This window comes from Allorhizobium pseudoryzae, assembly GCF_011046245.1.
GTDB classification, from domain to species: domain Bacteria; phylum Pseudomonadota; class Alphaproteobacteria; order Rhizobiales; family Rhizobiaceae; genus Neorhizobium; species Neorhizobium pseudoryzae.
In genome coordinates this window covers 272,932-294,900 of the sequence record NZ_CP049241.1, presented here as the reverse complement: position 1 = coordinate 294,900, position 21,969 = coordinate 272,932, and the positions used below count along the sequence as shown (strand labels likewise).

At 62.2% G+C, this 21,969-nt stretch carries 19 protein-coding genes; 11 read left to right on the top strand and 8 right to left on the bottom strand.

Going from position 1 to position 21,969, the window contains the following annotated elements; translation table 11 throughout:
• The first annotated feature begins 58 nt into the window (after positions 1-58).
• The 3 genes from G6N78_RS01630 to G6N78_RS01620 are packed head-to-tail and all read left to right on the top strand — an operon-like array spanning position 59 to position 1,095.
• Entirely contained in the window at positions 59-310 is a 252-nt protein-coding gene (locus G6N78_RS01630) for a type II toxin-antitoxin system ParD family antitoxin (RefSeq protein ID WP_165215042.1), read from the top strand.
• The gene (locus G6N78_RS01625; RefSeq protein WP_165215040.1) at positions 303-602 is read left to right on the top strand and encodes a type II toxin-antitoxin system RelE/ParE family toxin; all 300 of its coding nucleotides are present in this window, start codon (positions 303-305) and stop codon (positions 600-602) included. The genes G6N78_RS01630 and G6N78_RS01625 overlap by 8 nt, the downstream gene beginning before the upstream one ends.
• 4 nt (positions 603-606) lie before the next feature.
• A complete protein-coding gene (locus G6N78_RS01620) occupies positions 607-1,095 on the top strand; it encodes a 2-thiouracil desulfurase family protein (RefSeq protein WP_165215037.1) in 489 nt (162 codons plus the stop codon).
• Between the two features lie 57 nt (positions 1,096-1,152).
• Here G6N78_RS01620 and G6N78_RS01615 read toward each other — a convergent pair whose 3' ends face one another.
• The 3 genes from G6N78_RS01615 to purD form a co-directional block, all read right to left on the bottom strand.
• Positions 1,153-2,982, bottom strand: coding sequence for a methyl-accepting chemotaxis protein (locus G6N78_RS01615; protein ID WP_165215035.1), 1,830 nt, complete (start codon positions 2,980-2,982; stop codon positions 1,153-1,155).
• 237 nt (positions 2,983-3,219) lie between these two features.
• On the bottom strand, positions 3,220-3,711 hold the full coding sequence (locus tag G6N78_RS01610) for a plant virulence effector HPE1-like domain-containing protein (protein ID WP_165215032.1): 492 nt from the start codon (positions 3,709-3,711) through the stop codon (positions 3,220-3,222).
• Positions 3,712-3,833: 122 nt separating this feature from the next.
• The gene (gene purD / locus G6N78_RS01605) at positions 3,834-5,099 is read right to left on the bottom strand and encodes a phosphoribosylamine--glycine ligase (RefSeq protein WP_165215030.1); all 1,266 of its coding nucleotides are present in this window, start codon (positions 5,097-5,099) and stop codon (positions 3,834-3,836) included.
• Positions 5,100-5,525: 426 nt separating this feature from the next.
• Here purD and G6N78_RS01600 point away from each other — a divergent pair, with 426 nt between their 5' ends.
• The 3 genes from G6N78_RS01600 to ubiA all read left to right on the top strand — a co-directional run bounded on the left by G6N78_RS01600 (position 5,526) and on the right by ubiA (position 10,315).
• Positions 5,526-7,856 carry a Tex family protein gene (locus tag G6N78_RS01600; protein WP_165215027.1) on the top strand — a complete coding sequence of 777 codons (2,331 nt, stop codon included), beginning with the start codon at positions 5,526-5,528 and terminating at the stop codon, positions 7,854-7,856.
• A gap of 153 nt (positions 7,857-8,009) precedes the next feature.
• A complete protein-coding gene (locus G6N78_RS01595) occupies positions 8,010-9,266 on the top strand; it encodes a cyclopropane fatty acid synthase (protein ID WP_165215024.1) in 1,257 nt (418 codons plus the stop codon).
• An 89-nt stretch (positions 9,267-9,355) separates the two neighbouring features.
• Positions 9,356-10,315: a 4-hydroxybenzoate octaprenyltransferase gene (ubiA, locus tag G6N78_RS01590; RefSeq protein WP_165215022.1), complete on the top strand. Its 960-nt coding sequence runs from the start codon at positions 9,356-9,358 to the stop codon at positions 10,313-10,315.
• Between the two features lie 101 nt (positions 10,316-10,416).
• On the opposite strand, the gene G6N78_RS01585 is transcribed toward ubiA, so the two are convergent.
• Positions 10,417-10,983: a DUF6101 family protein gene (locus G6N78_RS01585; protein WP_165215019.1), complete on the bottom strand. Its 567-nt coding sequence runs from the start codon at positions 10,981-10,983 to the stop codon at positions 10,417-10,419.
• Between the two features lie 338 nt (positions 10,984-11,321).
• Here G6N78_RS01585 and G6N78_RS01580 point away from each other — a divergent pair, with 338 nt between their 5' ends.
• A complete protein-coding gene (locus G6N78_RS01580; protein WP_165215017.1) occupies positions 11,322-13,622 on the top strand; it encodes a DUF1217 domain-containing protein in 2,301 nt (766 codons plus the stop codon).
• An 8-nt stretch (positions 13,623-13,630) separates the two neighbouring features.
• Here G6N78_RS01580 and G6N78_RS01575 read toward each other — a convergent pair whose 3' ends face one another.
• From G6N78_RS01575 to G6N78_RS01565, 3 genes are all read right to left on the bottom strand, one after another.
• Positions 13,631-15,064, bottom strand: coding sequence for an FAD-binding oxidoreductase (locus G6N78_RS01575; protein ID WP_165215014.1), 1,434 nt, complete (start codon positions 15,062-15,064; stop codon positions 13,631-13,633).
• A gap of 40 nt (positions 15,065-15,104) precedes the next feature.
• A complete protein-coding gene (locus tag G6N78_RS01570; protein WP_165215012.1) occupies positions 15,105-16,085 on the bottom strand; it encodes an L-threonylcarbamoyladenylate synthase in 981 nt (326 codons plus the stop codon).
• A gap of 64 nt (positions 16,086-16,149) precedes the next feature.
• The gene (locus tag G6N78_RS01565) at positions 16,150-16,761 is read right to left on the bottom strand and encodes a DUF6656 family protein (protein WP_165215009.1); all 612 of its coding nucleotides are present in this window, start codon (positions 16,759-16,761) and stop codon (positions 16,150-16,152) included.
• Between the two features lie 480 nt (positions 16,762-17,241).
• Here G6N78_RS01565 and G6N78_RS01560 point away from each other — a divergent pair, with 480 nt between their 5' ends.
• From G6N78_RS01560 to G6N78_RS01545, 4 genes are all read left to right on the top strand, one after another.
• Complete coding sequence (locus G6N78_RS01560) at positions 17,242-18,486, top strand: aromatic ring-hydroxylating oxygenase subunit alpha (protein ID WP_165215007.1); 1,245 nt, start codon at positions 17,242-17,244, stop codon at positions 18,484-18,486.
• Positions 18,487-18,490: 4 nt separating this feature from the next.
• On the top strand, positions 18,491-19,573 hold the full coding sequence (locus tag G6N78_RS01555; RefSeq protein WP_165215004.1) for an FAD-binding oxidoreductase: 1,083 nt from the start codon (positions 18,491-18,493) through the stop codon (positions 19,571-19,573).
• Positions 19,574-19,701: 128 nt separating this feature from the next.
• Positions 19,702-20,190, top strand: a complete 489-nt coding sequence (locus tag G6N78_RS01550) for a BA14K family protein (RefSeq protein ID WP_165215002.1) — start codon at positions 19,702-19,704, stop codon at positions 20,188-20,190.
• A gap of 208 nt (positions 20,191-20,398) precedes the next feature.
• Positions 20,399-20,860: a BA14K family protein gene (locus G6N78_RS01545; protein ID WP_165214999.1), complete on the top strand. Its 462-nt coding sequence runs from the start codon at positions 20,399-20,401 to the stop codon at positions 20,858-20,860.
• Between the two features lie 77 nt (positions 20,861-20,937).
• Here G6N78_RS01545 and G6N78_RS01540 read toward each other — a convergent pair whose 3' ends face one another.
• Positions 20,938-21,936, bottom strand: coding sequence for a transporter (locus tag G6N78_RS01540; protein ID WP_165214997.1), 999 nt, complete (start codon positions 21,934-21,936; stop codon positions 20,938-20,940).
• Between the last annotated feature and the right edge of the window lie 33 nt (positions 21,937-21,969).

Genomic DNA, 21,969 nt, shown 5'->3' with positions numbered 1-21,969 from the left:
AGCCTGTCCGATATCTGTGATAGACTGAGGCCATCAGGCTCAGCGCTGGAGGCTTTGCATGAACAAGCCGTTTCAAGTCACTTTGGTTGAACCGCTCGACCGCTTTGTCGAGGAACAGGTGGAAAGCGGACGCTTTTCCTCGCCGCAGGATGTCGTCGAAGCAGGGCTGCGGCTCTTGGAAGAGGATCAGCGAAAGCTGGAATGGCTGCGCAATGCCTTGATCGAGGGGGAGAATAGCGGACCTTCAGTTCCTTTCGACCCGGAAGAGCTGATGAGATCCGTTCGCGCCAGATGGACGAGCCGTGGTTGAGGTTCGTCTTCGCCCGTCTGCGCAACGAGATTTCGTCGATATTGGCGACCAGACACGGGATCGATGGTCCGAAGCCCAGGCAGAGCGCTACCTGAAGCAGATCCTGGAGATGATCGCCGAGATTGGCCGTCACCCCTTCGCGGGGATCGACGTCCCATCAATACGGTCGGACTATCGCCGACGCCGCGCCGGTTCGCACTTGATCTTTTATGCCATTCTCGATGACGGCACGGTCGAAGTTGTCCGCATTCTCCACGAGCGCGCCGACGTCCCCCGCCATCTGGACGAATAACCCCATGCCTCCCAAAATTCTCATCAGCGCCTGTCTGCTCGGCCAGCCCGTGCGCTATGACGGCAAGGGAAAACCGCTCGTCCATCCGTGGATCGAGGCGTGGAAAGGCGAGGGGTGGCTTGTGCCTTTCTGTCCGGAGCTTGCCGGCGGCATGAGCGTGCCGCGCCCGCCGGCCGAGATCGAAAAGGGCATGAACGGGCATGATGTGCTGGCGGGTCATGCCCGCGTGCTCGAAGTCACGGGTGGCGATGTGACCGCGGCCTTTGTCGCCGGTGCGGAGAAGGCGCTGGGTCTGGCTGAGGCAAACGGCTGCACGGTTGCGCTGCTGATTGACGGCAGCCCCTCCTGCGGGTCGCTCTCCATCTATGACGGGTCATTTGGCGGTGTGAAACACGCCGGCCACGGTGTCACCGCAGCGCTGCTGAAACGGCACGGCATCGTCGTCTACGCGCCGTCTGAGATCGAGGCGCTGGCAGCACATCTCGCCTCCTGAAACGCAAAACGCCGGCCCTTGTCGAGCCGGCGTTCTGGGTGTCGGGGGATGGTTGTCTCAGCCGGCCCGGCGCATCTGCTGGGCCATGCCGGCGAGCCCGCCGGCGTCCGCCGTGCGGAAACCGCGGATCAGGTCCAAAAGGTCGCCGGTATCGTTGGCCAGCACTTCTGCCGAAGCGGTGGTTTCCTCGGCCATCGCGGCATTCTGCTGCGTCGCCTGGTCCAGTTGGTTCAGCGAAGACGAGATGGACCGCAGCGTCGTGTCCTGCTCTTGCGCGCTGTGGGCGATGCGGGAGACGACCTGGTTGGCGCTTTCGATCTGGCTGGAGATGCGCTTCAGCGCCTCGCCGGCCTGGGCCACCAGTTGCACGCCCTGCTCCACCTGGCCGGAGGAGCGGGAAATCTGGTCCTTGATCTCCTTGGCGGCGGCCGCGGAGCGCTGGGCGAGTTCACGCACTTCCTGCGCCACGACGGCAAAACCCTTGCCGCTTTCGCCGGCACGCGCCGCTTCCACGCCGGCGTTCAGCGCCAGGAGGTTCGTCTGGAAGGCAATCTCGTCGATGACGCCGATGATCTTGGTGATCTCGGCCGAGGACTGCTCGATGCCGCTCATCGCGCCGATTGCCTGTTCAACGATCGTATCGCTCTGCCGGGCTTCGCCGCTGATGGACTGCACCCGCTGGGCGGCTTCCTTGGCGCCATCCGCCGTCTGGCGCACCGCAACCGTCAGCTCGTCGAGCGCGGCGGAGGTTTCCTCCAGATTGGCCGCCTGGCGTTCGGTACGCTGGGCAAGCTCGCTCGAAGCGCGGCGGATTTCTTCCTTGGATACGCCGATGTCGTTGCCCTTCAGGTTCACGCGGCTCATCGCCTGTTCGAGGCGGGAGAGGGCGTCGTCGAAATTGTGCCGCAGGCCGGCATATTTCGCCCCGAGATCCGCGCACCGGACGGTCAGATCGCCCTGCGACAACCGTTCCAGCGCCTGGCCGATGGTGGCCACCACATGCGCCTGGGCTTGCGCCTCCTGGTGGTCCCGCTCCGCGCGTTGCTCGCGCTCGGCATTCAGCTGGGCTTCCTGCTCCTTTTCGCGGGCGGCCATGGCGTGGCGTTCACGCACCTTGTCCTGCAGCGCCGCGGTGGCCTTTGCCATCTTGCCGATCTCGTTGCGCATGTCGGTATGCGGAATGGCGATCGTCGTGTTCTCGTCGGCCACGGCACCCAGAGCATCGTGAATGGCGTTCAGCGGTCTGGTAATACCGCGGATGACGAAATAGGCGCCGGCCAGCGCCGCCAGGAACAGCGCTACAGAAGCGCCGACGGTCTTGATGATCGTGTCGCGCACCTCGGCCCTGAGGTCATCGGTATAGAGGCCGGTGACGATAATGATCTTCCACGGCTCGAACGCCTTGGCATAGGAGGCTTTCGGATACGTGCGGTCATTCGGGTCCTTGCCGGGTTTCGGGCCGAGGAACTCCACATAACCGCCGCCAATCTGGCCGAGCCGGACCAGCTCGTCGCGATAAGCAAAGCCATTCGCATCGGGCTTGCCCTTGTTGCTCTTGCCGACATCCGGAGACGTCGGGTGGAAGATCATCTTGACGTCGTAGTCATAGCCGAAGAAATAACCGTCCGGCTCGAAGCGCATCTTGTTCAGCATGTCGTAGGCACGCTTTTGTGCGTCCTCCTGGCTGAACTCGCCCTTCGCGGCACGGTCGTTGTAGTCCTTCAGAACGGAAAGCGCCGTTTCCACCTGCGTCCGCAGCATCTCGTAGCGCTCATGGTAGATGGCAGCCGTCGAGGAGCGGACTTGGTAATAGGTCATGGCGGCAAAGACCGCCATCATCGCGCCGACCAGCAGGAACAGCTGGAGGGAAATCTTCATGTTTCTCATAGGGTCACCGCCGATTGTGCCATCGCGTTGGACCGTGTCCCGTGTGATGGTGCTGCGTGAATGAACGGCGCATCCTGCGCTAGACGGATACTACAGCGCATCCCATTCGTGATTATGGGCAAAAATACTAAATATTTTTATAATTCTCTAATTAAGGTAGTATTGATTGAGGCGAGTTGAAAAATACACCTTGAAGATGCCGTTGACCGAACGGCGATCAACGGCCTTCTCTTGGCCTCAGTGGCCGGGGCGCAGGTCAAGCCCGGAAAAATCCGGCGGTGGCGCCGCGTCGGCGGGTAGCAGTTTCGGAAGCGCCGGATCCGCCGCGGTTTCGGAACTGACCGCCGATGTGGTGGCCTGCATATCGACACCATCACCCTTCATCGGCGCTCCGCTGCGGCCCGCAATGGCGCTGCGCTCGTTCTCGATGAACACCGGATTCAGGCTGACGAAGGTGACCGGCGAACCGCCCATCAAGGCTTCGGTGCGCAGCAGGGCCGGTTTTCCGTTGCGCACCTGAAGTTCCAGCCTTTGCTCCTCGCCCTGCAGCTCCGGCACCTTGTAAGTCGGCTCCTTGATGGTGCGGGGTATCTCGTCGCAAGCCGCGCAGCGGATCTCCACCACGCTCTCCGGGTTGGCAATCGGGATCGTCGACAGTTTCTCGATCGAAGAGGCCGCGGCCGGCGAGGCGGCGGCGAGGACGAGGATCGTCAGAAGTTGGCTGTACATCGTATCCACTCCCCACATGGGTTGGAGCCAGTCGGTCAGACCATGATGTTACGCCAGCTTCCTTTCCAACCGGTCAGGGGACGGGGTTAACGAAGGGTTAAATGTCCCGTTTTCGCGGGCCCTCAGTGGCGGTCGATCGCGCGCCAGCCGATGTCGCGGCGGCAAAAGCCGTTGTCCCATTCCACCTGGTCCACCAGGGCATAGGCCTTCGCCTGGGCTTCGGCTGCGGTCGGCGCCATGGCGGTCAGGTTCAGCACACGGCCGCCGGTTGCCACCAACTGCCCGTCTTTCAGCGCCGTGCCGGCATGGAAAACCTTGGCGCCATCGGTCGCGTCCGGCAGATGGGCGATCGGCGTCCCCTTGTTGTAAGAGCCGGGATAGCCCTTGGAGGCCATCACGACGGTGAGCGCCGTCTCGTCGCGCCATTCGGCGCTCACCTGATTGAGCGTGCCGGTGGCGGCCGCGTGAAGGATCGGCAGAAGGTCGCTCTTCAGCCGCATCATCAGCACCTGGCATTCCGGATCGCCGAAGCGGACATTGTATTCGATGAGTTCCGGCCCCTTGGCGGTGATCATCAGCCCGGCGAAGAAGACGCCGGTGAAGGGATGACCGCTCTCTGCCATGCCGCGGATGGTCGGCTCGATGATCTCCTTCATCGTGCGCTCCACCATGTCGGGCGTCATCACCGGGGCTGGAGAATAGGCGCCCATGCCGCCGGTGTTCGGGCCGGTATCGCCATCGCCGACGCGCTTGTGGTCCTGGGCGGTGGCGAGGGCAAGCGCCGTCTTGCCGTCGGAAAGGCAGAAGAAGCTTGCCTCCTCGCCGTCCAGAAAGGCCTCCACCACCACTTCGGCACCGGCTGCACCAAAGGCGCCGGCAAAACAGTCATCGACGGCAGCAAGCGCCTCGTCGAGCGTCATCGCCACCGTCACGCCCTTGCCGGCGGCAAGCCCATCGGCCTTGACGACGATCGGCGCGCCCTCAGCGCGGATATAGGCTTTCGCCGGCTCGGCAGCCGTGAACCGCTGATAGGCGCCGGTCGGAATGTTGTAGCGCGCGCAGATATCCTTGGTGAAACCCTTGGAGCCTTCCAGCTGGGCGGCCGCCTTGGAGGGGCCAAAGACGGCAAAACCCGCCGCACGCAGATCATCCGCAAGCCCCGCCACCAGCGGTGCCTCCGGGCCAACGACGACGAGATCGATCGCCTTGTCGCGGCAGAAGGCAATCACGGCCTGATGATCCTCGACATTCAGCGAGACAAGTTCCGCCTCTTCGGCAATGCCGGGATTGCCTGGCGCCGCATAGAGCTTGGAGAGCAGGGGGGACTGTGCCAGTTTCCAGGCCAGCGCATGCTCACGGCCGCCGGACCCAATCAGAAGAACCTTCACGTCTCGCCCCTTTGTTGTCGCAGAGTGGAATGCCTGCGCGGTTAAGGGGAGGGAGCCAAAAGGTCAAGCCGCAATACCGTGTTGATCGCCCTTGCTGTGAGCGTTCTCGCAAGCGGTAGCAACTAAACTAAGTTTCTCGTTATTGGAAAAAGAAGCTCATTCCGGCAACGCTAATCGACATATGTTCGAAGACAACCCATATTAGGTCTGTCGCCGGTCGCTCCGGCAATTAAGTCCGCCCTTGGGCGGCCACTTTATCTGGTGATCGCAAACTGGATGAAGTGTCTGAAAAACCTCGCTTCGGCGGGGTTTTTTGTTGGTTGGACTGCTACTCAGCACGCCCAAGCCTGTGGAATCGCCGCTTGCGGCGTTGCCTTGCCACGATCTGCCGTTATGGTCCGGGCAAACAGCAAAGCAGGACGATCCATGGCCGCCGACATCAAATCCATTGCCGCAACCATCGCCGCCGAGATCAATGCACGGCCGGAGCAGGCCGTTGCCGCGATCGGTCTTCTGGACGAAGGCGCAACCGTTCCCTTCGTTGCGCGCTACCGCAAGGAAGTCACCGGCGGGCTGGATGACACGCAGTTGCGCAATCTTTCCGAACGGCTCGTCTATCTGCGCGAACTGGAGGCCCGCCGCACCTCCATCGTTGACAGCATTGCCGGCCAGGGCAAGATGACCGACGAGCTGTCGCTGAAGATCGCCCGCGCCACCACCAAGGCGGAACTCGAAGATCTCTATCTGCCCTACAAGCCGAAGCGCCGCACCAAGGCGGAGATCGCCCGCGAGCGCGGTCTCGGCCCTCTGGCCGATGCGCTCTGGGCCGATCGCGCCGCCGATCCGGCGAAACTCGCGGACACCTATCTCTCCGCCGAAGTGGCGGATGTGAAGGCCGCCCTCGAGGGCGCGCGTGACATCGTGGCCGAAACCATCACCGAAAACGCCGATCTTCTCGGCCGCCTGCGCCAGTATATGCGCGACACCGCAACGCTGCGGGCCAAAGTGGTGGATGGCAAGCAGGAGGCCGGCGCCAAGTTTTCCGACTATTTCGACCATTCCGAACGCTGGGCCACGACCCCGGGCCACCGGGCGCTTGCCATGCTGCGCGGCTGGAACGAGGAAGTGCTGACGCTGACGATCGAGGTGGACCAGGACGATCCGTCACCGATCAAGCCGACGCACCGGATGATCGCAGGCGCCTTCCAGATCGGCGAGAAGGGTCTGGCCGACCGCTGGCTGATGGAAGTCGCGGGCTGGACCTGGCGCGTGAAGCTTTCCATGTCGCTGTCGCTCGACCTGATGCGCGAACTGCGCGAGCGCTCGGAAGAAGAGGCGATCCGCGTCTTTGCCCGTAACCTGAAGGACCTGCTGCTCGCAGCACCCGCCGGTTCGCGGGCCACCATGGGCCTTGATCCCGGCATCCGCACCGGCGTCAAGGTGGCCGTCGTCGATGGCACCGGCAAGCTGGTCGAGACGACGACCGTCTATCCCTTCCCGCCGAAGAACGATGTGCGCGGAACGCAGGCGGAGCTTGCAAGCCTCATCCGCAAGCACAAGGTGGACCTGATCGCTATCGGCAACGGCACCGGCAGCCGAGAGACGGAAAAGCTGGTGGCCGACATGCTGGCCCAGCTTCCCGCCCCCGCCGGCGGCACGAAACCGACCAAGGTCATCGTCTCGGAAGCCGGCGCGTCCGTTTATTCCGCCTCGGAACTGGCCGCTGCCGAATTCCCGAACCTCGATGTCTCGTTGCGCGGTGCCGTCTCCATCGCCCGCCGCCTTCAGGATCCGCTGGCCGAACTCGTCAAGATCGAGCCGAAGTCGATCGGCGTCGGCCAGTACCAGCACGATGTGGATCAGGGAAAATTGTCGCGCTCGCTGGACGCCGTGGTCGAAGATGCGGTGAACGCGGTCGGCGTCGATCTCAACACGGCCTCCTCGCCGCTTCTGGCACGCGTCGCCGGCCTCAGCCGCTCGATTGCCGATGCGATCGTCATCCATCGCGACCAGAACGGTCCGTTTGCCAGCCGCAAGGAACTCTTGAAAGTGGCGCGCCTTGGCGCCCGCACCTTCGAACAATGCGCCGGCTTCCTGCGCATCCCGAACGGCAAGGAGCCGCTCGATGCCTCCGCCGTTCACCCGGAAGCCTATGGCGTGGCGAAGAAGATCGTCGCCGCCTGCGGTCGTGACCTGCGCGACCTGATGGGTGACAGTGCCGCCCTGAAGCGGCTTGATCCCAGGCAGTTCGTCGACGAGCAGTTCGGCCTGCCGACGGTGAAGGATATTCTCGCCGAGCTCGAAAAACCGGGCCGTGACCCGCGTCCGAGCTTCAAGACCGCGACCTTTGCCGACGGGGTGGACGAGATCAGCGATTTGAAGGTCGGCATGCTTTTGGAAGGCACGGTCACGAACGTCGCCGCTTTCGGCGCCTTCGTTGATATCGGCGTCCACCAGGACGGCCTCGTCCACGTTTCCCAGCTTGCGGATCGTTTCGTCAAGGACCCGCATGAGGTGGTGAAGGCCGGCGATGTGGTGAAGGTCCGCGTCGTCGAAGTCGATGTGAAGCGCAAGCGCATCGGGCTCACCATGCGCAAGGATGGCGGCGAAGCGGCGCCTGCCTCGATGCGGGAAAGCCGTGCACCGGGCGCCGGCAATCCCATGCGCCATGCGCAGGCCAAACCGCAGAAGTCGGATGGTGGCAGCCAGCTGGGCGGCCTCGGGGCAGCGCTCGCAGAAGCCATGAAGAAGCGCTGAGATCTCTCTTTGCTGTGGTGACAAAAGCCCTGTCGAACCCGGTTCGGCAGGGCTTTTCCTTGTGCATTTTTTCAGTCGAATTGGACTTGCCAGCCGCGGCGAAGGCGTTAAATTTGGTTTAGTAAGTCAAGCTTAGTATTGCGGAAGGTGGATATGGCCTCGTCGCTTCGTACTCTGGTTGCCAAAATCATCAAGATCGGCTCGCTGACGGTCCGAGGACCGTCAGGAGAGGAGACCTTCGGCAGAGGTGGAGGCCGCACGGTCACCATCCGCTTCACCGACACGCAAGCCGAAGAGGAACTTGCCGCCGATCCGGCCTTGAAGCTCGGCGAGCTCTACATGGAGGGCCGGCTCCTCATCGACGAGGGGGACATCTACGAATTCCTCGCGCTGGTGAAGGATAACACGCTGAGCGAAGGCCTGACCTTCGGCATGGTCTGGCGCGGCTTGTTGCGCATCGGCGCGTCGCTGTTCCGCAATCGTGTGCCGATCAACCACAACCGGCGCAATGTCGCCCATCATTACGATCTCGACGGCCGTCTCTTCTCGCTGTTTCTCGATCAGGACTGGCAATATTCCTGCGCCTATTTCAACCCGCCGGGCATTACGCTCGATGAGGCGCAGCTTGCCAAGAAACGCCACATCGCCGCCAAGTTGATGCCGGAACCCGGCCAGCGGGTGCTGGAAATCGGCTCCGGCTGGGGTGGCATGGCGCTTTATCTCGCGGAAACCTCCGGCGTTGACGTCACCGGTATCACGCTCAGCGAAGAGCAGCTGAAGGTGTCGCGCCAGCGGGTCGAAAATCGCGGCCTGCACGGCAAGGTGCGGTTCCAGCTGCAGGACTACCGCACGCTGAAACCTGAAGTGACGTTTGACCGCATCGTCTCGGTCGGCATGTTTGAACATGTCGGCCGCACCAACTATGCGAACTTCTTCCGCAAGGTGAACGAGGTGCTCGCCGAGGACGGGGTGATGATCCTGCATTCGATCGGCCAGCCGACCATCCCTTACGTCACCAATCCCTTCATCGAGAAATACATCTTTCCGGGTGGCTATATTCCGGCCTTGTCGGAAGTGCTGCCGCATATCGAAAAGGCCGGGCTTCTGGTGTCCGACCTCGAAATCCTGCCGATGCATTACGCCCATACCCTTCGCCACTGGCGGGAACGGTTTCTGGCCCGCAAGGCCGAGGTTTTGGCGCTCTATGACGAACGCTTCTTCCGCATGTGGGAATTCTATCTGGCCGGCTCTGAAATGGCCTTTACCCACGAAAACTTCTTCATCTTCCAGGTGCAGCTCAAGAAGAAGCGCGATGCGGTGCCGCATCATCGCGATTACATCGGCAAGCGCGAAGCCGCGCTGCGGTCCTTCGAGCAGGCCCGCGCGCCACTGGACCAGATCGCGGTTTGAGCGATGTGCGGCAACGGCTCGATGAACTTTGCCGTCATCCGTGATGGAAGACGTTGCTTTTGCTCGCGAAGCTTTTAGAACTCGCAGGCATGAGCACCACACAGGACATGAGCGATCGCGTCTCCGACGCGCCTTCCGACAACTTCGTCTATCGGGTCCTTCCGCGCCCGCTCTGGCCGTATGCGCAATTGGCGCGCTGGGACAGGCCGATCGGCTGGGAGCTCCTGATGTGGCCGTGTTTCTGGTCCGCAGCGCTTGCCGCCAATGCCGATGTCGCCCCCGACGGCGGTTTTTCGCTGGAGCTGAAGCTCGCGCATCTCTTCTATTTCTTTATCGGCGCGGTCGCCATGCGCGGGGCCGGCTGCACCTATAACGATCTCGTCGATCATAAGATCGATATGGCGGTCGCCCGCACCCGCTCGCGGCCGCTGCCGTCGGGCCGGGTCAGCCGCCTCGGTGCCAAGATCTTCCTGGTGATGCAGGCGCTGGCCGGTCTTGTCGTGCTCCTGCAGTTCAACACCTTCACCATCGGGCTCGGTTTTGCCTCGCTGCTGGTGGTGGCGATCTATCCGTTTGCCAAGCGCTTTACCGACTGGCCGCAGTTTTTCTTAGGCCTCGCCTTTTCCTGGGGCGCGCTGATGGGCTGGGCAGCCCTCTTCGGCCGGCTCGACGGGGCGGCGATCTGGCTCTATCTCGCCGCGATCCTCTGGACCATCGGCTACGATACGATCTATGCCCACCAGGACAAGGAAGACGACGCGCTGGTCGGCGTGCGCTCCACGGCGCGCCTGTTCGGTGAGCATACCAAGGCTTGGCTGAGCGCTATCTACGGCCTCGCCACGCTGTGCTTCATCATCGCCTTTGCCCTCGCCGATGTTGGCATTCTCGGCTTTATCGGTCTTGCCATCGCCATTTTGATGTTCGCCTGGCAGGTTCTGATCATCGATATCGACAACCCGGACCAATGCCTGCGCCTCTTCAAGTTCAACGGGCGCATCGGCGCGGTGATCTTCCTGGCGCTTGTCGTCTCGCTCGCCAGCTATAACTGACCGGTCAAGCGGCCCGCCCGTGACGCACAACGACACAGGCCCGGCAGGGAAACCGGGCCTGTGTCGCTGGAGGTATGGTCGGATTTGCGAGGATTGCCCGTTCAGCGGCGGGCAATGATTTCCTTGCCTTCGATCTTCATCGCCACGCCGAGGCTGCCGGTCGTGCGGCGGACCAGGAAGCGGGGGCGGCGGGCGGCGAAGTAGGAATGGCGGCGGCGCGGACGTGCAGCCTGGGTGCGCAGGTCGCCGAGATGGTTTTCCAGCGGGCGTGCCACGCCATCGGCTTCCACCATCAGCATCGGAATGCGGAAGGCTTCCGACCAGCTGCGCCAGTCGGCGGCGATGTCGCAGAGATCATGGGCGACAAGCAGCGGAATGCACAGGTCCGGATCGTCGTGATGCAGTTCCAGCGTCACGGTCACGTCGCCGTTTCCGTGATCGATGGCGCGGGCGGCAACACCCTTGAAGGCGCGCGCCGGCAGTGCGAACGACAGCGGAAGCCCGCTGCCGGGAAGGATTTTGCGGAGTACGGCGCCGCGCTCGTCGATGGTGATGGAGACATCGCCGGCAGCATCATGCAGCCCGTACGTGATCTGCTGGGGAAACCGCGCCGGATCGAGCCGAAGCGTTGCACCTGCCCATGAGGGTTTCAGAACCGTATTTGTCATCTCGAAACTTACCCTTGTTTTACCTGAGAGCCGTTTGCCGGTCTTCTGTCGGGACTTTGTCGTCCTCTGATGGGCTCAACATAGGCGGCGCACTTCCAGAAGCGCTTAAAAATTGCGGTTAAGAAATTCTAGCGTCTTCCGATGGTTAGCAAAAACCAAGCCGTCAGGGTTTCCGTTTCGTGAAAAAGATCCGTCGTGTTCTGTCACAGCACAAGATCAGCTTCGCGAAAGGTCGGGACAAGCCTGCCGTGCGAAGGCAGGACAGCAATTCTTTAAGTTTCGTTGATGTATCATTCGCGCACGTCATCTGTGCGCACAGGAGATAAAGAGGCGTCGAAATGGTATCAACTTACCTGAGCTACGATCTTGTCACGCGGGATCTTTCCGCGAGCCTGAAGCGCGTCTCAAACCAATCGACCGTCTCCCGTGAAGCGGAATATTACAAGGAGAACATCGGCAAGGTTACGTCCGTCGATGAATTCCTTGATGATTACCGCCTCTACTCCTATGCCATGAAGGCCCACGGCCTGGAGGACATGACCTACGCCAAGGCCTTCATGCGCAAGGTCCTGGAAAGCGATCTGTCGGACGACAACAGCTTTGCAAATCTCGTGGCGGACGATCGGTATCGCGATTTTGCCACCGCCTTCAATTTTTCTTCGGCGGAAAAGACCGCGCAATCGTCCACCCAGGTCGGTGCGATGGTGGACCTCTATACGGAGACCATGGTCAGCCAGGGTGACAACGTCACCACGGAGACGAACTACTTCAACGCCATGATGGACGAGGTCGGCGGCGTCGACGATGTCCTCAACAACAACCGCCTGCGCGACTATCTTTTGACCTCCTACGGTATCGATCAGCGCTATTATTCCCGCTCGCTGATCCGCGGCGTACTGTCGAGCGACACGAGCGATTCCTCCAGCTACATCAACCAGACGCTTGGACCCCAGCGCGACGATCTGAACGCCAAGCTGTCGGATGCCAATACCCGCCTGGATGCGGCGACGACGGACAACGAGAAGAAAGCGATCAAGGCGGAGATCGCAGGGTATGACGCCTCGCTGGCGACGATCCAGAAATATTACGACATGGCCGACGCCTTCCAGTTCAACGCCGATGGCTCGGCGCCTTCCACGGGCGCGCAGACGGCCGACCAGAAGGCGACGGTCAACAGCCTCTATGTGAGCCAGCAGGAACGTGTCTCGACCGCCACGGCGCTGGCCGATGCGACCTATTTCGAGCAGAAGATTGCGACCGTCGACAATGTATCCGATATCATCGCGGATACCCGGCTCTATAAGTTCATCAAGACCGCCTACGGTCTCACGGGCGCCACGGTCGTGAGTTCGACGATCGAACAGATCCTGACCAGCGACCTCAACGATCCGACCAGCTATGCCAACACCTTTGGCAAAAGTCGTCCGGAATATCTGAAGCTCGCTCAGGCCTTCAATTTCAACACCGATGGCACGGTTGCGGTTGGCAGCGCGCAAACGGCAGCGCAGACCGAGGCCACCAAGAACCTCTATTACAACACCTACGACGATGTGCAGGACAAAGCCGACGAAAAGGCGATCAGCCTCTACAAGGCGGCCATCTCCGAGATCGATACGGTCGATGAGTTCCTGGCCAAGTCCGATGTCTATAGCTTCGCCCTGAAAGCGGTCGGCATCGATCCGGACGAGGTGTCGAAATTCACGATCAGCCAGGTCCTGAAGAGCGATCTGGAAGACAAGAAGAGCTATGTCTACGGGCTGAAGGACGAACGCTACCTGACGCTTGCCAAGGCCTTCAACTTCGGCAAGGACGGCAATGTCACGGTGCCGCTGACGGCGCAGTCGCAGGGCACGATCACCTCGATCGCCTCCGACTATACGGTGATGAAGACGCGTTTCCTCGACAAGGACGCGACGACGAAGGCCAAGGAGGATGCAAAGGCCGAGGTGAGCTACTATTCGGAAAAGATGCTCAGCATCCAGACCGCCTCGGAATTCATCAACGACGACCGGCTAACGAATATTGTTCTGACCGCCTATGGCATTGATCCCGGCACCGTCGATAAGAACTTCCTGAAGCAGGTCTTCTCCTCCGATCTGGGCGACCCGAACAGTTTCGTCAACAAGCAGGAAAATTCCGTCTGGGCGGAAATCCTCGGCACGTTCAATTTCGATGCGCGTGGCAACCTGACGGACGATTTCAACAACGGCACGCAGTCGCGCGGCAAGATCATCGAGACGCAGAACAAATACACGCGCCAGACGCTGGAAGAGGAACAGGGCGAGACGAACAACGGCGTTCGACTGGCGCTTTACTTCGAGCGCATGGCACCGACCATGACCAGCGCCTACGACATGCTGAGCGATTCCGCCTTGCTGGAATTCTTCCGCGTCAGCTTCCAGTTGCCGGACAGCTTCAGCAACCTCGACGTCGACAAGCAGGCAGAACTGGTCAAGAAGTACATGAACCTTGAGGATCTGAAAGATCCGGACAAGGTCGGCAAAATGGTCGATAAATTCACCGTGATGTACGATCTGCAGAACGGCGAAGCCTCCTCGTCGGCCCTGTCCATTCTGACCAGCACGTCAAGCAGCATTGGCATCAGCGCTGACCTGCTGACCTCGCTCGCGCAGAAATAAGGTCGTTCCTACGGCAGTGAGATGACCTTTCCGGGGTTCATGATCCCGGCGGGGTCGAAGCTCCGCTTGATGCGGCGCATCAGGTCGATCTCGATGTCGGAGCGGATTAAGGCCAGTTCGTCGCGTTTCAACTGGCCGATGCCGTGCTCGGCGGAAATCGACCCACCGGCCTCCAGCACCAGCCCATGCACGATCGCATTCATCTCCCGCCAGCGGGCGAGGAAGGCCGCCTTGTCGGCACCGACCGGCTGCGAGATGTTGTAGTGGATATTGCCGTCGCCGAGATGGCCGAAGGCGCAGACACGCGCGCCGGGCATGGCATCGAGCACGCGTTTTTCCGCCTCCGCCATGAAGCTCGGGATCTTCGACACCGGTACGGAGACATCGTGCTTGATCGATCCGCCTTCCGGCTTCTGCGCATCCGACATGCTTTCGCGCATGTGCCAGAGCGCCTTCTGCTGTGCCACGGAACTCGCGATCACCGCATCCTCGATCAGGCCGGCTTCCAGCCCCTGTTCGAGCAGATTGTGCATCATCGCCTCCGCCGTCTCGGCGGAATCGTTCGTTGAGATGTCGACCAGCACGTACCACGCATGCGCGGTCGGCAGCGGATCGCGGACATTGGCGATATGGCGGGTGGTAAAATCGATGCCGATGCGCGGCATCAGTTCGTAACCGGTCAGCGCCGTGCCGCAGAGGTTGGAGGCCTTCTCGAACAGGGACAGCGCGTGATCGGGGGAGGGCAGTCCGACGAACGCCACCTGATGGCCGGCCGGCTGCGGGAATAGCTTCAGCACCGCCCCGGTGATCACGCCGAGCGTGCCTTCCGCGCCGATGAAGAGGTCGCGCAGGTCGTAACCGGTATTGTCCTTCTTCAGCCGGCGAAGTCCGTCCCAGATTTCGCCGGTCGGCAGCACGACCTCCAGCCCCAGGCAGAGCTGGCGCATATTTCCATAGGCGAGAACCGCCGTGCCGCCAGCATTGGTCGAGAGGTTTCCGCCGATCCGGCACGAACCCTCCGAGCCGAGCGACAGCGGAAACAGCCGGTGCCCGCTCTCCGCCGCCTTCTGCACATCCGCCAGAATGCAACCGGCATCGACCACCATGACGTTCGCCAACGGATCGATGTCGCGGATGCGGTTCATGCGCTCGAGCGACAGGATGATGGCGGTGCCGTCCTCGCTCGGCGTCTGCCCGCCAACAAGGCCCGTATTGCCGGTCTGCGGCACGATCGGGGTTTTCGTTTCGCTGGCAAGCGTCAGGATGGCCGAGACCTCCTCGGTCGAGCCCGGCTTCAGGATCATCGAGGATTTGCCATGGTAGAGGCCGCGATTTTCGACCAGCCGCGGCGCGATCTCCGCCGCCTCCGTCATCGCGTTCGCCGGTCCCACGAGGGCTGCGAAGCGGGCGAGCAGTTCGGAGGAGGGGCTGCGGAGATCCATGGCGATTGCCTTCCTGCTGGTCTGTAAGTCGCGTGTCTGGCTAGTGGTCCCTGGGCGCTGCGGCGCGGATGAGACGGTCATTGATCGCTTCGCCAAGTCCCTGGTCGGGAATGGCGGCGATGGCGATACGGCCTGCGCCCATCGCATCGGCGGCATGCAGCATGTCGAAGAGATTGCTCGCCGCTTCCGCCAGGTCGCCGCTTGCACTGAGGTCGAACACCGCAGAGGCGATATCCGCTCCCGAGACGGGCTTCCCGCCGAAGCGGATCAACACCTCGCCCGGCCTGACAGCGGTTGCGTTGAGGCGCACGGATGCATTCGGCGCATAGTGAGAGGCGAGCATGCCGGGCGCTTCGATGGTCGGGGCAGGAGAGGCCTGCCGCTCGACGGTCCGCCTCGCCACGCGCTCAATGTCCTCTGCCGCAATCCCGCCGGGTCGCAACAGCCGGATGCGCTCGCCCTCGACCTTGACGATGGTGGATTCGACGCCGACATCGGCCTGGCCGCCATCCAGGATCAGGGCAAGCTTGTCCCCCAGATCCTCGGCCACATGCTCGGCGCTGGTCGGGCTGATGCGGCCGGAGGTATTGGCGCTGGGCGCTGCAAGCGGCCGGTCGAAACGGCGGATGAGATCGCCGGCAAAACCCTTCGGCACCCGCACGCCGACGCTGTCCAGTCCGGCGGTGGCAAGCGCATGGATGCCGCAATCGGTTTTGAGCGGCAGCACCAGCGTCAACGGGCCCGGCCAGAAGCTTTCCGCCAGCCGCCGCGACAAGGGATCGAAGAGCGCGTAGCGTTCGGCCATGGCGAGATCCGCCATATGGCAGATCAGCGGGTTGAAGCGCGGTCGTCCCTTGGTCTCGTAGATGCGGGTGATGGCGGCGGGATTGGTCGCATCCGCGGCAAGACCGTAGACGGTCTCCGTCGGAATGGCGACGGGAAGGCCCTCGGCCAGACGCGCGGAAGCCTCGGCCAAAGCCTGCTCCGGTTCCCAGGAAATGTCGATGATGCGCGCCGTCATGATGGCCGTTTCCATAGACCCAAACGGCAAGACGGCGCAAATTCTTTTCGGGGAGGCCGGCGGCTCAGAGCGTCTTGATGATCTCGCGCAGCGTCTCGTCGCGGGCGCCAAGCAGCAGCACGTTGCGCAGCGCATCGCCCGGATCGCCGGTGCGGAACAGAAGCCCGTTGCCGCGGACCCGACGGTTGATCCGTGTTCCGCTTTCGTCGTCCGCCTCGATCGCGACGGCGAAGTACATCCGCCCGTAATCGGTACGAATATTCTGGAAAAAGTCCGTCTCGTCGCCGATGCTGGCAACGAAGTTGCAGATGTAGAAGGACCAGTCGATCGGCGTGTCGCGCCCGAAGATCGTCCGCGCTGCCGTCACATGGCAGTAGCCGAGATGCGGCTGTTCCTCGAGCGAGCGCGAGAAGATCACCTTGGGAAACCGGATCGACCGGTGAACGCTGTTCAGCCGCTCATGCGTCTTTTCGCCGGCAGACGTCAGCTTCTTTTCTGTGCGGGCCGCCACTTCCTGATAGGTGAGGTAGCGTTTCTCCTCCGGCAGCCAGTCCCGGCTGTCGCGCGAAATCTTGCCCGTGCGCAGAAATTCCGAATGCGCGGCCGGCTTCAGCTTCGGAACCGAGGGCCTGAACGGTTTGGCCTCGAAATATCTGAGCTTCGGTTTGGTGGTCACAGCCGATCAACTCCCGTGGGCCGCGCCAGTTTATGACGGCTTCCTTAACGGTGGCTTGCGCCGTTCCCGAGACTTGTCGTTTTGTGGTGGGCGCAAACGTGCGGGAGGCAGCAAAATCCCGCCCCTGATACGCTTCCTGCGGCATGGGTGTCGCGTTTGGTATGGATGTCGCATTTTGTCGTCAATGCGGAAGCGTATGTCGCATTGTCCACTGTGAGGCGGATCAGCGGCTCGGATATAGTGAGGCAGACTCGAAAACCCCGTCTCCCGCGGGCGGTGAAGAGCAAGGCCGGTCGAAGCCGGCGCTGTGCCTCCAGCAACGGCGGAACGCTGCCGGTGGCGAACCTGCCACTTGTTGCGGTCTTCCCGAACCGGGTTCTTGAGAGTTGACGCTTGGCCCACGTGGCGGGCGAAGGTGCGGGTTTTGCGCTTGTGGCGAAAATCCCTCCGTCTCCGCCGTCTTCGACAGGAATGTAGACCATGGATATTCGCAACACGGTGCTGCGGCAGCTCAAGAACCAGCGCGAAGGCTTCAGCCTTGAGCAGCCCTTCTATATCGATCCGGATTACTATCGCCTCGATCTGGAGATGATCTGGTATCGCGACTGGCTGTTCCTTGGCCACGACTGCGAAATTCCGAAGGCGGGCAACTATTTCACGGTTCAGATCGGCGATTACCCGGTCGTCGTGGTGCGCGGCCGCGACAAGCTGATCCGCGCCTTCCACAACACCTGCCGCCACCGTGGCCACCGGGTCTGCACGCAGGACAAGGGCGCGTCCGCCAAGCTCGTCTGCCCCTACCACCAATGGACCTATGATCTCGATGGTTCGCTCGTCTTCGCCCGCCAGATGGGCGAGGATTTCGACAAGTCGCAATTCGGCATGAAGCCGGTCCATTGTGAGACCGTCGGCGGTTACATCTTCATCTGTCTGGCCAACGAGGCGCCGGATTTCGCCCCCGTGCGCGCCACCGTCGAGCCTTACATGGCGCCGCACCGCCTCTCGGAAGCGAAGGTCGCTCACAAGAACACCATCATCGAAAAGGGCAACTGGAAGCTCGTCTGGGAAAACAACCGCGAATGCTACCATTGCGCCGGCAACCACCCGGAACTCTGCCGCACCTATCCGGAGGCGCCGACGGCGACCGGCGTGCAGGGTGCCGCCGACGATCCGTTCATTTCCGAGCATTGGGAGCGTTGCGAGGGTGCCGGCCTGCCGAGCAGCTTCAACATGCACCAGAGCGGCCAGTTCCGTGTGGCCCGCATGCCGCTGATCCAGGATGCCGAAAGCTACACCATGTCCGGACAGCGCGCCGTCAAGCGCCCGCTGTCGGATGACGTGACGATCAGCCATATCGGCACCATGCTGCTCTTCCATTACCCGACCACCTGGAACCACATGCTGGGCGACCACGCGATCTCCTTCCGGGTGCTGCCGATTTCGGCGGAGGAAACCGCCGTCACCACCACCTGGCTCGTGCACAAGGATGCGGTGGAAGGCGTCGATTACGATCTCGAAGAACTGACCCATGTCTGGAACATGACCAATGACCAGGACCGGTCGATCGTCGAGGAAAACGCCTTCGGCATCCGTTCGCCCGCCTATGAACCCGGCCCCTATTCGCCGGACCATGAAGGCGGTGTCATGCAGTTCGTCGAGTGGTATCGCAATTTCATGATCAACCGGCTTCAGGGTGATCAGGCCAAGCTTGCAGTCGTAGCATAACCGAATGACAGTGGATCTCGCCTACAAGCATGTCGATGAGATGCGGCCCTGGTCCGACCGGACGCATCTCCTCGAATGTGTCGCCTGGACGCCGGAAGCCCCGGATGTCATGACCTTCACCTTCAAGGCGGATCGGCCGGGGCACTGGTTCCGGTATATGCCGGGGCAGTTCATCACGCTGGAACTGCCCGTCGGTCCGGAACCGCTGCTGCGCACCTATACTCTGTCGTCCACACCCTCGCGGCCCTACACGGTGGCGGTCACGGTCAAGGCACAGAAGAACTCCATCGGCACCCGCTGGATGTTCGAGAACCTGAAGCCGGGCATGAAGATCCGCGCCATCGGGCCGCTCGGCGATTTCTCCTATGTGAAGCATCCGGGCGAGAAATATCTCTTCATCTCCGCCGGTTCCGGCATCACGCCGATGATGTCGATGACGCGCGACATGGCCGACCGCCAGCCGGACAGCCAGATTTCCTTCATCCACTGCGCGCGTTCCCCGGACGACATCATCTTCCGCTGGGAGCTCGAATATCTCGCCCGGCACCTGCCGCATTTCCAGCCGGGCTTCATCGTCGAGAACGTCGGCCGCTCGCAGCTCTGGAGCGGCCTGCGCGGCTTCATCGACAAGGCGAAGATCGCGCTTCTGGCCCCGGATTTCCTTGATCGCACCGTCTTCTGCTGCGGACCGGACCCGTTCATGGCAACGGTCCGGGAATCGCTGGCCGGCGCCGGCTTCGACATGGGCCGGTACCACGAGGAAACCTTCCAGCCCGTCGCACCGGTCGCGCCTGTCGTGGTCCATGAGGGCGAGGAGGGGGCTCCCGCCCACAAGGTGCGGTTTGCCATGGCCGGCAAGGAAGCCACCTGTGAGCCGGGCTTCACCGTGCTGCAGACGGCAAGGGCCGCCGGCGTGCGCATCGGGGCGGCCTGCGAATCCGGCCTCTGCGGCACCTGCCGTGTCATGCTTCTCTCGGGCGAGGTGGACATGAACCACAATGGCGGCATCCTCGATGACGAGATCGAGGAGGGCTATATCCTCGCCTGCTGCTCGCGTCCGAAGACGGATATCGAGGTCGAGGTCTGACGCGAAGGACCACCGAACCGATGCGCGTGGGGCGGACGCATCACGACCTCGTGGTGCGGTGCCTGACACGGAACCTCTGGCGCAGCATCAGCGTTTCTGCTTCAATAAAGCAGGAAGAGGAAGTTCCCATGAACAGGTTTACCAAGAAACTGGCCGTTATTGCGACAGCGTTCGCAGTAACGGCGACCGGTTTTTCTCCAGCCTTCTCGATGCCGACCTTGCCGGGCGGCGTCGTGACGGCTCCGGCGCCGGTCATCCGCGTCCAGGGCCACCATGAATACGGCGACAACATGCCCCGTCGCTGGGAGCCGCGCAGCTATCACCGCTTCGATCGACGCGGCGATGGCTACTATAACGGCTATCGCGGCTATCGGGATCGTCGCCAGGGCTATCGCTACCACAACGGCTTCTGGTTCCCGCTGGGTGCCTTCGCGGCCGGCGCGATCATCGGCGGTGCCATGTCGCAGCCGCGGGCGGTCGCTCCCGTGCGTCCAGGCCGTTACACCACCGCGCATTATTCCTGGTGCCAGCAGCGCTACAAGACCTACCGCGCCTATGACAACACCTATGTGGCGAACAGCCGCGGCGATCGCCGCTTCTGCAACTCGCCCTATTGATGCGATCGAGGTCCGGCCATTCCGTTCGAGTGGCCGGATTTCCTTCGTCCGGACGGCCTGATGGCAAGTGCAGTTGCTGCTTATGAACGAAGCGTTAATGAGCGGTTCAGGTAGAAGATCCTAAGATGCACCAGAACTGCAGAGAAGAGGGACCGGGGGACATCAGGTCCAGCCTGCAGGGTGTCCGGCGAGGGAGTGGAGATCGATGATGAAGGACTTCTTGAAGAAACTGACGATTGCAGGCCTCTCGGCCTCCATCCTGACCGCATCCGTGCTGCCGAGCCAGGCCATGCCGCTCGTTTCCGCGCCGCACGTGGAAAAGCAGGTTGTCGAGGTTCAGTATCGCGACGACCGCTACTGGGACCGTCGCGGCGACCGTTGGGACCGCCGGTACGACCGTTACGACCGCCGTTGGGACCGCCATGAGCGCCGTCATCATTCAAGTGGCAATGCCTGGGTGCCGCTGGCTGCCGGTGCGCTGATTGCAGGCGCCCTGATTGCCGGTTCCGCCGCCTCGCAGCCGCGCTATGCACCGGCCCCGAGCCGCGCCGGCATCAACCCGCAGCATTACGAATGGTGCTCGGCCCGCTATCGGTCCTATGACAGCTATTCGAACACCTTCCAGCCCTATGGCGGCCCGCGCCAGCAGTGCCTGTCGCCCTATTATTGAACCGAAGCATGTCGGAAGAACGAGAACCGTCCGGTCCTGCCGGGCGGTTTTTGCGTTTGGGGGCAGCGCTTTGGCGCTCAGAGAATCCCGGCCCGTTTGAGCAGCCACCACGCGCCGAAAACCGAGAGCGCCATCAGGCCGAAGGCGAGCGCCGTGCCATGTTCGCCATCGGAAAAGGGCAGGGCGGAGGTATTCATGCCGAAAAAGCCGGTCACCAGCGAGGGCGGCAGCAGGAAGGCCGTCATCAGCGACAGGATGTAGAGGTGGCGGTTCGTTTCAGACGAGAGTTTTGAATCGATTTCTTCGTGCAGCAGCCGGGCCCGGTCCTGCAGCGCATAGACGTCGTGATCCACCGCTTCCAGCCGGCTTGTCAGGCGGCCGGCCACATCATCGAAACCATGCGGCATCTCGTCGTCGTCTGCGGCCGCAGCCCGGCGCAGCAGCGTCAGCACGGTGCGCAGATGCCGGTGCAGGCGCACCACCGTTCGACGCACGGGGGCCAGCCGGCGACGCTCGTCCTGCGTGGTTGCGCCATAGACGACATCCTCGATCTGGTTCAGCTCTTCCGTCAGCTCGATCACCAGTGAGATCAGCGTGCGCTGGAATTCCGCGACGATCAGTTCGAAGATGTCGATCGGCTGGCGATAGCGCGCCGGGTTCTTCTCCACCGCCGCCCGCACCCGGTCAATGGAACGTAAAGGCTGCAGCCGGGTGGTGATCAGCAGATTGTCGCAGACGGCAAAGTGCAGCCAGCCGATATCGCGGGTCTCCTCGTCGAACTCGCGCTGGAAATCCACAAGCGTGCCATAGATCATCCCGTCTTCCAGGGTGATCGAGGCGTGCGTTTCATGCGTCGTCAGCGCCGACACCACCGCGGAGGGCAGTTCGGGAAACTCTTCCAGGAAAGCGGCGACACGCTGATCGGCCAGGTTCAGATGCAGCCAGCGGAAGCCGTTGCCGACAAAACTCAGGTCGGCGCGGGTGGCATCCGGCGGCAGGCGGCGGCAACTGCGCTGCTCCTGGTCGAAGGTATAGGCCCAGACGAGCCCGGGAATGGACTGGACGATGGACAGCATGGGAGGGCTCCTTCGCGGCTGCAGCATAGCATC

Bases quoted from the DNA above. Each gene is read 5' to 3' on its own strand.
- G6N78_RS01630 (WP_165215042.1), top strand. From the start codon at position 59: ATGAACAAGCCGTTTCAAGTCACTTTGGTTGAACCGCTCGACCGCTTT.
- G6N78_RS01620 (WP_165215037.1), top strand. From the start codon at position 607: ATGCCTCCCAAAATTCTCATCAGCGCCTGTCTGCTCGGCCAGCCCGTG.
- G6N78_RS01615 (WP_165215035.1), bottom strand. From the start codon at position 2,982: ATGAGAAACATGAAGATTTCCCTCCAGCTGTTCCTGCTGGTCGGCGCG.
- G6N78_RS01610 (WP_165215032.1), bottom strand. From the start codon at position 3,711: ATGTACAGCCAACTTCTGACGATCCTCGTCCTCGCCGCCGCCTCGCCG.
- G6N78_RS01600 (WP_165215027.1), top strand. From the start codon at position 5,526: ATGGCCGCCGACATCAAATCCATTGCCGCAACCATCGCCGCCGAGATC.
- G6N78_RS01595 (WP_165215024.1), top strand. From the start codon at position 8,010: ATGGCCTCGTCGCTTCGTACTCTGGTTGCCAAAATCATCAAGATCGGC.
- ubiA (WP_165215022.1), top strand. From the start codon at position 9,356: ATGAGCACCACACAGGACATGAGCGATCGCGTCTCCGACGCGCCTTCC.
- G6N78_RS01585 (WP_165215019.1), bottom strand. From the start codon at position 10,983: ATGACAAATACGGTTCTGAAACCCTCATGGGCAGGTGCAACGCTTCGG.
- G6N78_RS01580 (WP_165215017.1), top strand. From the start codon at position 11,322: ATGGTATCAACTTACCTGAGCTACGATCTTGTCACGCGGGATCTTTCC.
- G6N78_RS01575 (WP_165215014.1), bottom strand. From the start codon at position 15,064: ATGGATCTCCGCAGCCCCTCCTCCGAACTGCTCGCCCGCTTCGCAGCC.
- G6N78_RS01570 (WP_165215012.1), bottom strand. From the start codon at position 16,085: ATGACGGCGCGCATCATCGACATTTCCTGGGAACCGGAGCAGGCTTTG.
- G6N78_RS01560 (WP_165215007.1), top strand. From the start codon at position 17,242: ATGGATATTCGCAACACGGTGCTGCGGCAGCTCAAGAACCAGCGCGAA.
- G6N78_RS01555 (WP_165215004.1), top strand. From the start codon at position 18,491: ATGACAGTGGATCTCGCCTACAAGCATGTCGATGAGATGCGGCCCTGG.
- G6N78_RS01550 (WP_165215002.1), top strand. From the start codon at position 19,702: ATGAACAGGTTTACCAAGAAACTGGCCGTTATTGCGACAGCGTTCGCA.
- G6N78_RS01545 (WP_165214999.1), top strand. From the start codon at position 20,399: ATGAAGGACTTCTTGAAGAAACTGACGATTGCAGGCCTCTCGGCCTCC.
- G6N78_RS01540 (WP_165214997.1), bottom strand. From the start codon at position 21,936: ATGCTGTCCATCGTCCAGTCCATTCCCGGGCTCGTCTGGGCCTATACC.